The sequence below is a fragment of the Neobacillus niacini genome, assembly GCF_031456445.1.
GTDB lineage: Bacteria > Bacillota > Bacilli > Bacillales > Cytobacillaceae > Neobacillus > Neobacillus niacini_I.
Genome location: NZ_JAVDUQ010000003.1, coordinates 166,788 through 179,148 on the forward strand (window position 1 = coordinate 166,788; position 12,361 = coordinate 179,148).

Here is a 12,361-nt window from a genome sequence, read left to right on the forward strand (position 1 = left end):
TCCATCCTTTTTTCAATCGTATTTTTTTACAAAATTATATAATTGCATTTCAGTCACCGGACCAATGTAGTGTTCGCGGATGACTCCTTTTTTATCAATCACAAAGGTTTCCGGCTGTCCTGTGACATTATATAATTTGGATATTTTGGCATTATAATCAAATACATAAGCAGCAGGTGTGTTATATTTTTTCAAAAACGTTTTCACCCGGTCCATTGTTTCGCCTCGATTAACCATGATAAGTTTATATTGATGACCGTAATCCTTTGCAAAGGCCTCGAGTTCCGGTGCCTCATCCTTACATGGTGTACACCATGTCGCGAAGTAATTTAATACAACCACTTGACCGCGAAAATCAGAAAGTTTTGTCGTACTACCATCCAAATTCGCCAATTTAAAATTATAGGCTTGATCCCCTATATCAGTATGTTTCGCCTTACTCACTAAACTATAGGCGAAAAACGAAAACATTCCAATCAAAAGAATTAACACGAGTGATTTGATGACACGCTGGTTCATCGTCAATCCTCCAAATCATTATATAGACTCTCGGCATTCGCCGAGTCAAATGGTTCAAGGGTTTTCTTAAACCACTTATATTTAATTCCTCCTACTTTGTATAGGGGGATTTTTCTTTTTACAAAAAGGCTCTGTTAAATTTGCCTGTTGATTTCCGCTCCAGGCACTTCGCTTTCCGCGGGCGGTCGGGGAGCCTCCTCGTCGCTTTGCTCCTGCGGGGTCTCCCCTGACACGCTTCTCCCGCAGGAGTCTACGTGCCTTCCGCTCCAATCAACATCGTTCAAAATTAGCATTATCCTTTAACAGTGCCTAATAAAAACAGAATTGGAAATTCTATATTATTTTTTTTGGCTAACATGGTCGAAAATGTTTGACTTTTTAAAAACACCCCAATAATCGCCGGTGGAGGGATTCATTTCCTTACTTACTGTGATTGATGAGGTGTTACTCATGAAACCAAAACTCGTTTCTCATGAATCCTATCAAACATTCCTTATAGAACAGCTTCAGAAGCATTATTCTGGCGGTGTTCTTACACTAGTAAGCAAAGATTGGCCCGTAATTTGAACGTTCAAATAAAAGAGAAAAGATCGATTACCACTTAGAAGCTGGGAGACATCGCTCCACAAAGATGTGGTACCTTCGACTTTACACAATTATGATGTGCCAACACATCGATGCATGGTACAGTAGTCAGAATGAGACACTAAACGTTCAAGATATCATCTTTCCATAGGGCTCTTTTCTAAAGATTGTTGTTTTTATCAATGGATTTTGTGAAAGTAAACCATTGATAAAAACGTTGATTGGAGCGTAAGGTGCGAGACTCCTGCGGGAGCAGTGGGACAGGTGAGACCCCACAGGCGCTTAAGCGCCGAGGAGGCTCACCGCCCACCCCGCGGAAAGCGAGCATCCTGGAGCGGAAATCAACCACTTCTCAAAAGCAACAAAATTTACGAAAACAGCCTTTACCTAGTCGATTTTTTTAAAAAATGATAGATGTAGGTTTATTTGGCATGTACATTTTTAAAAATACAATGAAACCGATAATTACGTCAGATATTTCGGGCAGAATTCCCAGTAAAATTTTTACAAGCCTCTCAATGAATTGCTTATTTATTCCGAGAGTCTATTTATTTCTTATTTTTCCAGCTGTTTCAAGAACTCGATTTCTTTTTTTAGTTTGCTTTGTTTCTTATCAATCACAAACAAATACGAAAAGATGATCACCCAGGCAACAGAATAAGCAGCATACATAAATTCATAATTCATTCTAGATTCCTCCTATTTTTCTAAGTTTTCTCTTAATCTTTCTTTATATTGATCTACTTTAATTTTCATATTTTCTAGTGTTACGCCTTTGTTCAGTAAATAGGAATAAAGAAGAGTAAACGTCGCTATTGTAACCAAAAGAGCAACGAGCATCGTTGGGGCAATTCCTTCTCCTTTTTGGGAAGGACCATCACCAAAAACAATTGGATGGAGTTTTGTCTGCCACCAGCGAATCGCAAAGAATACAATGGGAACATCAACAAACCCAATGATTCCGAATACAGCAGATAGCCTTGCCTTTTTATCCCAAACTCCATCCATGTGACGAATCATAATGTAGGCAATATAGATAAAGAATAGGATTAAAGTTGTAATTAGACGGGGCTCCCATACCCACCAAGTATTCCATGATGATTTTGCCCATATTGGGCCTGTTGTTAAAACAATCAGTGTAAATACAACCCCTATTTCAGCGGAAACATAGGCATATGTATCGAAGATTCTTTTCCGCTTGATCAAAAACAGCACACTAAACAAAAAAGTGATAAAAAAGGCAAAAAAGGCAACCCATGCGGAACTTACATGAAAATAAAAGATTTTTTGTGCCGCGCCCATTGTTTTTTCTTCCTCTGCGTATAAAAAGATAAAATAGATGGAAGCAAGCATGGCAATAAGGGTACTGCCAAATAATAGTTTGGGTAGCCTTGAGCCCTTTGCTTCATCCAAATGGGACAGAGGAAGAGTGACCTTCCCCCGCTCGAGATTCATACTCATTTCTTAAACCTCCAATACATAATCAATTAATAAAAACGAAACGACAAAGAAAATGATATCGTAAGCTGTGACCATTTGGGTCCATGAAAGCGCACTGGATAATTTGCTCATATCCGTCAAAATAATCCTCGTTGCCTGGGTAACGCCAATTAAGATCGGACTTGTAATCGGAAATAGTAATAACGGAAGCAGCATTTCACTACTTTTTGAATTAGCAGCCAATGCAGCTAAAAAAGTACCGATGGAAATAAACCCAAAGCTGCCAACAAAGATAACTAGAATAAAATAAGCGATACTTCCAAGCATTTTGAAATCAAATAATAAAAATAAAAACGGAATGGATACCAGTTCAACAATGAGAATCATCGTGAAATTTGCGATAAACTTTCCTAAAAAAATGCTTGCTGCTTCCATCGGAGCCACCAATAAACCCTGAATCGTATCATTTCGCTGCTCGGAAATAAACGATCGGTTAAGTCCCAAGATACCTGAAAAAACAATAATGACCCAAATAATCCCGGGAATAACCGCCTTGGTTGTATTATTAGCCGGATCAAACGCGAAACTGAAAACTACGATGACAAGTCCGGCAAAAATCATCTGGGTCACTAAAATCTGCTTTGTTTTCAATTCTGAGAGTAAATCTTTTTTCGCTAGCAGGAGCGCTGTTCGAAAAAGGTTCATGATGCTCCCTCCACCTGCAACTCATATTTTTGAGAAACGATGGTAAGGGCGTGGTCTTTAATGTAAAAATCATCCACAATCTTTCCATTTTTCACAATGATAATCCGATCGCAGATTTCAGCAGCTTGTTTAAAATCATGTGTAACCATCAAGGTTGTTGCCCCTTTTTCTTTCATGGAAAGGATTGCCTTATTTAATATCGTAATCGCCCCTTGATCTAATCCGGTATGCGGTTCATCGAGAAGCAGGATTTCCGGATCATGAATGATCGCCCGGGCAATCGCAATTCTTTGAATCATCCCGCGGGAAAAGTTCTTTACCGGTTCATTTAAAAAGAAAGACAATCCTACTTCTTTGACTAGTTCAATCGCTTTTTTTTCAACCTCTTTCACTCCATAAACATTTCCATAGAACACAAGGTTTTCCAAAGGTGAGTAATGATCATATAGCAAGCTTGAATGGGGCAGGTATCCTAATAATCTTTTAATCGCTGTTTGGTTCTTTTTTAAATCCAATCCATTTATTTTTACTATTCCTGAGGTGGGTTTTATTAGGGCAGCAAGCACCTTTAACAGGGTACTTTTTCCTGCACCATTCGGCCCCAGAATGGCTACCGTTTCTCCTTTTTTAATAGAGAGGTCTACACCGCGTAAAATTAATTTATTGTCTGCTTGCTTAGTAAGTTTTTGTATTTCTATCATTTGCAGTCCCCCCAAACACTAGAAGCATTACTCTACAAATTTCCGTAAACTCAATTTCACTTGGACCAAATGCTGTTTATAAGCATTGAGCTTTGCATGGTATGCATCCTCAGACAGGCTTCCATCCCCGAAGGTTTCTTCAAGCTCAAGAATTTTATCCATAATTGCTTTTTGTTTTGCCATCAACAGCTTAAACGCTTTTTCTTCCTTATCTGCCCCCAGCTTTTCCTCTTCCAATCTCGCTTTTCTTTTAAAGTAGGCAAAATAGGAGATTCCCGCTATAAGCATGGCAAGCAATACAATTAAAAAGACGTGCGGGTTGAAGCACTTTAGTGCCGATTGTTCCCACATCCGGATATGTCCTGGATTATGAAACGCGGGTGCCGTCCGTGTAACTGAGGTTGTTTTAGCATCGTTTTTCGCAGCCGTCGCAGTTCCTTCCGATGAAGGCTGTTTATCCTTCCTATAAATAACCGTAAATGACTGGTCCGCTTTTATTCCCTCAACGCTATAGCCCCAATAATTTTGATTTTCAAATTTAAACAGACCCTGTTCTGTTGCATCCACACCCTTAAACTCAGCACTTCCCATACCTTCAGGGACGAGGACCTGCATTGTTTGGACAGGATAATCAAACGAAAGCTTAATTTCTTTTCCCTTTGGCATCCGATAACTGTAAGGAAGTACCTGTGTTTGATTAGCTGAGATTGGATCTTTTGTAATAAACCCAGTATCCGTCTGTTTGATGGCTATTTTACTATCTAAGAAGTTTAAATCGTTTGCTCCTGCTGGTAAGGTTACCCTTAAAACTCCCTCACTTTTTCCATCCCCTTTATATACTCGGGCGGTTTTATTCAAATAATTGACCATATTCATCATATTAGTGGACCCATCGTCTGCAGGACTAATAACAAGGTAATGCATATCAATCGAAATCTTTGAATTGGATGCTGCCATCCCATTTAAGGGAATAAGCAGCATCAACCCAAGGAAGAAAATGGTGACTTTCTTGATCACATCCCTTCCCCCTTTTTCTTTTTATAGCTTTTCATGGTTGCTTCAATTTCTCTTTCTACCTCAGCCATTACCGCTTGATCCATCATCCGTTCCTCGACATACTCTTCTTCTTTCATGATCATGGCGATTTGGGACTCGTATTGTTTCTTTAAGTGTTGATAATCGTTTTGCGAAATTTTATCCATCTTGTACTCAAACTCTAATTCATTTAGAGTCGTTAAAAGTGCTTCTTTCGTCCCGATCAGAACCGGATTTTCACTGCCCGGTAAATTCGAATCCCATTTAAATAGTGGTGAAATCGATAAAAATAAACAGATAAGTATTAAAGCCGCTGTAAAAATGATAGATATGATTGAGATATCGTGCATTTTGTTCACATCCTAAAGATACTTTTTACGTTCCTCGTCAATCATGGAGGAAAGGATTTCACCTTCCACCTCATCCTTATTGGTTTCATTTTCAAGGACAGGGTCATTCGCTTCCTTTTTCCTCACCCATTTTCGGATGACGAAAAATAATGAAGCGGCAGAAAGTCCTAACACGACGAAAGGAAGAACCCAGGCAGTCAAGCTAAATCCGCTTTTTTCAGGGGCAGTTAAAATTTCTTCCCCGTAGATATTGACATAATAATCGCGAATTTTATCCTTATCCCATCCCTTATTCATCATGCCAACAAGATCCTTTTTAAACTCCTTCGTAAGGCTGCATGTATTTGGATCACACTCAAAATGGTCTTGTCCGCAGCCGCATGTACAGGAAAATTGTGAAGCTACAGCTTTAAATTCAGCCGATTTATAGTCGATGGTCCTTGCATCGACACGAAAGAAGGATGCTTGAAAAATAAAGGCAATTAGAAGGAGCCCAATAGAATATTTATATTTCATACTAAGCCACCTCTTTGCGTACTCCTGTGTATCTCGGAGTGATATTTTGATACTTTCCATTCCATACAGCGAACAACGCCCCTATCACAATCATGAAAGACCCAATCCATAACCAATCCATCATTGGATTTACTTTTACGACAAATGTGGCCTTTCCATCATCTTCCCAGGCACTTAAGACAATATATAAGTCTTCTTTTAAAGAAGAGATAATCGCTACTTCTGAAGAAGGTTCTTCCCAGTTTCCGTAAAAAACCTTTTGTGGTTCGAAGGATCCAAGCTTTTTCCCATCCTTAAAGACGGTAACATCCGCATAGACGATATCGTTAATTCCTTCTTTTTTCTGATCGAGTCGTTCATAATTGATACGGTAATCTTTAATGTCAATGGAGCCGCCTAAAGGAACCGTTTTCATCGTCTGCAAATCATAGTTTTGTGAACCAATAATCCCCATTGTGATAAAGGCAATCCCAAGGTGAACTAGATACCCTCCATAGCGGCGGCGATTTTTAATCATTAAACGATAAAGTGCGACTAATGGACTTTCTTTCGTCATCTTTCTTCTTGCTTTAACACCTCGATAAAATTCTAAATAGTGAGTAATAAATAATAGAATAATAACTCCATAGCCGATAACCGCCCATGCTTTCTGAATACCGAGCACAATCATTAACACCATGCCAGACACTGCAAGGATGGCTGGAATCAAGAAGTTTTTCTTTAAATTTTTTACAGTGGAACGCTGCCAGGCAAGCATTGGGCAAACAGCCATCACAAACATCATTGATAAAAGAATCGGCGCTTCCACTTTATTAAAAAAAGGAAGCCCAACCGTTACCTTCGTTCCACGAACGGCTTCTGAAACAAGCGGGAAGATGGTCCCCCAGAATATGGCGAAAGCTGCTCCAACTAATAATAGATTGTTAATTAAGAAACTGCTTTCTTTAGAAACAAAAGAGGTAAATTCCCCTGCACTTCTTTTAAGGAGGTTATAACGGCTCATTAGCACATATAAGGCACCGACTACTGCTACCCCCATAAAGATAAGGAAATATAATCCGAGATTTGAGTTTGCAAACGCATGAACAGATGTGAGAACCCCGCTTCGTACCAGGAACGTACCGAATAATGTTAGGGCATAGGAAATAATAATTAAGCTGATATTCCAAACTTTTAACATATTTTTCCGTTCCTGAATCATAACAGAGTGTAAAAATGCGGTAGCCGTTAACCATGGCATAAATGAAGCGTTTTCAACTGGGTCCCATGCCCAGTACCCGCCCCAGCCAAGTTCAACATACGCCCATTGCCCCCCGAAGATATTCCCTAAGCTTAGAAACAACCAAGCAATAATCGTCCACCGTCTTGTCATTTTAATCCAAAAATCATCCACATTTTTCAGTATTAATGCAGCCATTGCAAATGCAAACGGAACAGCTAATCCAACATAGCCAAGGTAAAGTGTAACAGGATGAATAATCATGCCTGGATTTTGGAGCATAGGATTTAGTCCCTTACCTTCTGCAGGTATTTCTGACAGCACAGCAAACGGTTTCGCTACAAAGCCAAGGATGAAAAAGAAGAAAATTGCATTGGCTAATAGAATGGCAGAAATATATGGAACCATTGGGTTCCCTTTCATTTTTTTAGAAAAAACAATCATAATTGAATAGAGTGTTAAGAAAAATGTCCATAATAGCAGAGAACCGGCATTCCCAGCCCATAGCGCCGTAAGTTTATAAATAATGGGCAGCTCACTGCTTGTATAATCTGTTACATATTCATATTGAAATTGAGAGGTTGCTAATAAGTATAACAATGAAATCGTTGCAAATGCTGCACAGATAAATAGCGCAACCATTGCACCTTTGCCACTATTGATAAAACGCTGATTTTTTGTGCTGATCCCCAGTGTCATGATGAGAAGAGCATATATGGCAAGTGCTAAGCCAATATAAATTGTTGCATGCGCGAATAAATACATTTTGTCACCTTCTTATGTCTCTCTTAATTTTCCTTTGGTGGCTTATTTAACATTTTTGCGTGCTTTTTAGGATCATAGTTTTTCAAATCCTTACCTTCGTATTTAGAAGGGCATCTCGTTTTTACCGATTCCGCTTTAAAATGATCCTTAGTTGTTGGTGACCCCTGAAGAATGACAATGACTCCTTGAGAGAAGTTATCTGGTTTTGGTCCATTATGAATGACATGAAGTGTGTTTCCTTCGTTATCCTTCAAATCAAATTTCAATTCAATTTTGTCAGGATTCCATTGAATGGTTTTTTCCTGTAATAAACCTTCGACGGTAACGAAATCATCTTTATGTTGACCTTGTGTGGCAAGGAGCTGTTTCATCGTTAATTCAACTCCGCTTGACCCTGGCGTTGCAGCCATTAAAAGAAAAATAATCGCACCGGCAATAATAAAGCCTCCAAGCAATACAAGAGTATTTTTCTTCATTCCTCTCACCCCATCAAATTAATTTTTTCATCTGTTCATCGTACGTTTCTTGATCAATTTTTCCTGTTAACAACTTTTTGCGAAGCTCCTTTTTTTGTTCTGCATTTGCTGACTTACTATCATTTTTTATGGTTCGTTTCGATTGTTGTTGATTATTTTTAGGGACTCCCTTTGCTTCTCTTTGTGGTTTACCTTTTAATCCCATGAATACAAAAGCACCAGCAAGGATAATCGCTATTCCAATGATGGAAGCACCACCAACCCCAATTATCGGTTTTTGGTTTGTGCTTTCAGTGCTTGTACCATTGTTGAGCACTTGATCGGTTGAAGTTCCGCTGCTAACCCCTTTATGGTTATCATCATTTGGGGCTTGCTGTTTATTTATGGCAGCCATCGTTGATTCTGTTCCATCTTTTTTATAGGAGAATGAATATTGGATTGAATCCCCAATTTTTACGTTTTTGTGTTGGTAGTAAAAAAGCTCCTCGCCATATTCACTTTTCTCTTTGTTTTGCGGTTTAGGGTTTATTTGAATGTCTTTTGCCTTCATTGGTGCATAGAAAATCACATCGAGCTGCTTAATCTCAGCATTATTTTTTAATTCATATGTAAAACTTTTTTTATCCGCAACTTTAATTGAATTTGAATAATATTCGATGACAAAGCGATAAGTCTCGTTATTTTTAAGTGGATTTTTTGGTTTCCAGGTAACGAGTCCTTTTTCTTTATCGACATCGTATGGACGCTGAACTTCCGGCTTATTTACATCAGGAAATTCTGCGACTAAATAGGCCTGAAAGTTTTTTTCCTTCGCCGGGACAGGAATTTCGATTTTACCATTAAAATCTTGCCCGCTTTTATTGATAATCGTACCGTATTGGCCCACTAGTAAGGAAGGAGTGTTTTTGGGCCAATCCTCCGGATAATCAAACTCCGGCATTACCTGAACTTGCATTTCTTTAAACGGAAACTTTTCTGCCTTAAATTCCATTTCCGCACTTGCTTTTTGTAAACAAAAGCTGAATAAAAATGATGCAAGAATGAATAAGACAAGCCATTTCTTTTTTAGCATTTAGATCCCCCTTAATTGGAAAACTCATCACCAGAAAGTACTATTTTTCACTATAGCCCGCTTCGGAATAAATATAATCCGTATTAGCACCCGATGGTTGATTTACTCTTGAACATTTTGTTAAAGGAGGAAAATCGCCCTGTTTTAGTCAAAAAAACCACACAAAATATTCACATATCAAGAATAGCGAAACGCAAAAAACCTGAATCCCAATCGATTCAGGTTTTTATTGTTCCTTATCTAATGACCGAATATAGGAAACAATATCGGTGATTTCTATCTCTTTTAATTGCCTAACCCCTTCCATGCCTTTTAAGGATGGGCCCATGCGGGTGCCTCCACGACCATAAGCCGTACTAATCCAAATTTGCTTATTGGATGTGAATTTTAAATATTGCGGATTGGAAAGGGCTGTCCCTATTTTATCTGGTCATGACCCTTTTTGCAGCCAGCCTTCCTGCAGTGCATAAGCCGCGGCTTGGACACGATTATTCATTTGAAGCTTTTCCATAATATTTCGCAAATGATTTTTTACAGTATTTTCTGAAATAAGCAGTGCTAAAGCTATTTCACGATTAGTTAAGCCTTTCATCACATGGACCAAAATTTCCTTCTCTCTTCTTGTCAAAATGTCCTTTTTTGTAAAAACAAATTCTACTTGGTTTCGACTATTTTCTGCCTGCTTTGAGCTTTTTTCAATGATTTTCCCTGCCATTTGTCCCGTTATAACGTTTTCTCCCCTATACACCATATGTACAAATGTCACTAATTCATTAGGAAGTAAATCCTTTATTAAATATCCTTTAGCACCTGATTTTAGTGCTTCCACTAATAATTCTTCCCGATCATTCATCGTCAACATTAAAACTCTTACATCTTTCAATTCATTTACAATCATTTTCAGGGCTTGAAGACCGTCTATAACAGGCATATTCATATCTAATAAAATAACGTCGGGTCTTTGTTCCACAGCCATTTCATAGGCTTGTTTGCCATTGTATGCCTTCCCAACGATTTGAAAAGATTGATCTTCAGAAAGAATACTTTCCATACCGCGGATAAACAAATGGTGATCATCAGCTAAAAGAATTTTTATTTTATCCATTAGACTCCCCCTAATCTAAAAGGCAATTACCTTCACTAAAAAGCTCTGGATACACAACTTCATTTTATTCCTGTAGTCATGTACAGACTAGTGAAAAAGGGTGAGTTTAATAAATTGTTCAAAACTTATCCGTGTATATTTCACAAACTTTTCAAATATGGACAGATTCTTGAGAAAAAGCAAAAAACCTTAGAACGCATGAACCGCTCTAAGGCTTTTATAAATATATTATGCTCTTGATACATAAGATGCTTCTGTTGTATTGATGATTAGTTTATCACCTTGGTTAATGAAGAAAGGAACTTGAACAATAAGACCTGTTTCAAGTGTTGCTGGTTTTGTACCACCTGAAGCTGTATCACCTTTAATACCAGGTTCCGTTTCAGTAACTTCAAGCTCAACTGTGTTTGGCAGCTCTACACCAAGTGTTTCATAATTAAACATCATAATGTGAACTTCCATATTTTCCTTCAAGAACTTTAATTCATATTCAATGCTAGTTGCCGGAAGCTCAACTTGTTCGTATGAATCCATATCCATAAATACATGCTGATCTCCGCTTGCATAAAGATATTGCATCTTGCGGTTATCGATTTGCGCTTTTTCAACCTTCTCACCAGCACGGAACGTTTTTTCTTGAATTGCCCCGTTACGAAGATTACGCAGCTTAGAACGAACAAACGCTGCACCTTTACCCGGTTTAACGTGTTGGAAATCGATGACGCGCCAAATACCGTTGTCTACTTCAATTGTTAATCCTGTTTTAAAATCGTTAACAGAAATCATGCAATAAATCCTCCTATATACATTACAAAATAATTAGATCCTTTGTTGAGTGAGTCAGAGCTTCATTACCATCCTTCGTAACCAATGTGTCATCTTCAATTCGGACGCCGCCAAGCCCTGGAATATAAATTCCCGGTTCACATGTAACAACCATTCCTGATTCTAAAGTAAGGTCAGAACGAAATGAAAGAGCAGGACCTTCGTGAACTTCAAGACCAATTCCATGACCGGTTGAATGTCCAAAATATTCACCGTATCCTTTTTCAGTTATGTAGTCTCTTGTTAACGCATCGGCTTCCTTACCTGTAATACCAGGTTTTATGCCTTCCATCCCTTTTAGCTGCGCTTCAAGAACAATCTCATAAATATTCTTAAGCTTTTCGTCCGGCTGACCTACTGCTACAGTTCTTGTGATATCGGATACATAGCCTTTATAATATGCACCATAATCAAGAGTAACAAAATCTCCTGCTTCAATTACCTTATCACTTGCTACACCGTGTGGAAGTGCAGAGCGCTGTCCTGATGCTACAATCGTATCAAATGAAGAAGATGTCGCTCCAGCCCTTCTCATAAAGAACTCTAATTCATTCGCTACCTCAAGTTCAGTCTTACCGGGGCGAATAAAGTCTAAAATATGTTTAAACGCAGCATCTGCAATATCTGCTGCTTCCTTTAATATCTTAATCTCTGCATCCGTCTTAATCAAGCGTAATTTTTCAATTGCTCCTGAAACCGGGAGCAGCTCCCCTTCCATTTCTTTCTCATATGATTTAAATTCAGAAAAGGTTAAATAGTCCGCTTCAAAACCAAGCTTGTTAATCCCAAGCATTTTAGCCTGTTTCGCCACTTCTTCCAGAATCGTACTTGAAAATTTAATAATTTCGAATCCTTCACATTGCTTCGAAGCCTGCTCAATATAGCGGAAATCAGTTATAAATAATGCTTTTTCAGAACTAATCAAAACGACTCCTGCCGTCCCGGTAAAGTTTGAAACATATCGGCGGTTGTATGGGCTTGTAATCAGTATTCCATCAATACCGCTTGCTGCAAAATTTTCTCTTAATTTCTCTAATTTCATCATGGG

At 38.5% G+C, this 12,361-nt stretch carries 14 protein-coding genes; all 14 read right to left on the bottom strand.

Translation table 11 applies throughout. The annotated features are described in order from the left end of the window. Positions 1-12: 12 nt before the first annotated feature. Positions 13-519 (bottom strand): TlpA family protein disulfide reductase, encoded by a 507-nt coding sequence (locus tag J2Y67_RS05540; protein WP_310171557.1) that lies wholly within the window; start codon positions 517-519, stop codon positions 13-15. Positions 520-1,659: 1,140 nt separating this feature from the next. Then, entirely contained in the window at positions 1,660-1,791 is a 132-nt protein-coding gene (locus J2Y67_RS05545; RefSeq protein WP_310171559.1) for a CcmD family protein, read from the bottom strand. A gap of 12 nt (positions 1,792-1,803) precedes the next feature. Continuing rightward, entirely contained in the window at positions 1,804-2,565 is a 762-nt protein-coding gene (locus J2Y67_RS05550) for a cytochrome c biogenesis protein (protein ID WP_310171562.1), read from the bottom strand. Between the two features lie 3 nt (positions 2,566-2,568). Then, complete coding sequence (locus tag J2Y67_RS05555; RefSeq protein WP_310171564.1) at positions 2,569-3,249, bottom strand: heme exporter protein CcmB; 681 nt, start codon at positions 3,247-3,249, stop codon at positions 2,569-2,571. Continuing rightward, positions 3,246-3,950 (bottom strand): heme ABC exporter ATP-binding protein CcmA, encoded by a 705-nt coding sequence (gene ccmA, locus J2Y67_RS05560; protein WP_310171566.1) that lies wholly within the window; start codon positions 3,948-3,950, stop codon positions 3,246-3,248. Before ccmA ends, J2Y67_RS05555 begins: the two co-directional genes overlap by 4 nt. Positions 3,951-3,977: 27 nt before the next feature. After that, positions 3,978-4,967: a hypothetical protein gene (locus tag J2Y67_RS05565; protein ID WP_310171567.1), complete on the bottom strand. Its 990-nt coding sequence runs from the start codon at positions 4,965-4,967 to the stop codon at positions 3,978-3,980. Continuing rightward, entirely contained in the window at positions 4,964-5,335 is a 372-nt protein-coding gene (locus tag J2Y67_RS05570; RefSeq protein WP_310171569.1) for a hypothetical protein, read from the bottom strand. Before J2Y67_RS05570 ends, J2Y67_RS05565 begins: the two co-directional genes overlap by 4 nt. 12 nt (positions 5,336-5,347) lie before the next feature. Then, the gene (locus tag J2Y67_RS05575) at positions 5,348-5,851 is read right to left on the bottom strand and encodes a cytochrome c-type biogenesis protein (RefSeq protein ID WP_310171571.1); all 504 of its coding nucleotides are present in this window, start codon (positions 5,849-5,851) and stop codon (positions 5,348-5,350) included. Between the two features lies 1 nt (position 5,852). Then, entirely contained in the window at positions 5,853-7,835 is a 1,983-nt protein-coding gene (locus tag J2Y67_RS05580; RefSeq protein WP_310171573.1) for a heme lyase CcmF/NrfE family subunit, read from the bottom strand. Between the two features lie 23 nt (positions 7,836-7,858). After that, positions 7,859-8,311, bottom strand: coding sequence for a cytochrome c maturation protein CcmE (locus J2Y67_RS05585; RefSeq protein ID WP_310171576.1), 453 nt, complete (start codon positions 8,309-8,311; stop codon positions 7,859-7,861). Between the two features lie 13 nt (positions 8,312-8,324). Further along, complete coding sequence (locus J2Y67_RS05590) at positions 8,325-9,383, bottom strand: hypothetical protein (protein WP_310171579.1); 1,059 nt, start codon at positions 9,381-9,383, stop codon at positions 8,325-8,327. 430 nt (positions 9,384-9,813) lie between these two features. Continuing rightward, the gene (locus tag J2Y67_RS05595) at positions 9,814-10,488 is read right to left on the bottom strand and encodes a response regulator transcription factor (protein WP_310171581.1); all 675 of its coding nucleotides are present in this window, start codon (positions 10,486-10,488) and stop codon (positions 9,814-9,816) included. A 228-nt stretch (positions 10,489-10,716) separates the two neighbouring features. Then, the gene (gene efp / locus J2Y67_RS05600; protein ID WP_310171583.1) at positions 10,717-11,274 is read right to left on the bottom strand and encodes an elongation factor P; all 558 of its coding nucleotides are present in this window, start codon (positions 11,272-11,274) and stop codon (positions 10,717-10,719) included. 22 nt (positions 11,275-11,296) lie between these two features. After that, positions 11,297-12,358 carry a M24 family metallopeptidase gene (locus J2Y67_RS05605; RefSeq protein ID WP_310171585.1) on the bottom strand — a complete coding sequence of 354 codons (1,062 nt, stop codon included), beginning with the start codon at positions 12,356-12,358 and terminating at the stop codon, positions 11,297-11,299. Positions 12,359-12,361: the final 3 nt, after the last annotated feature.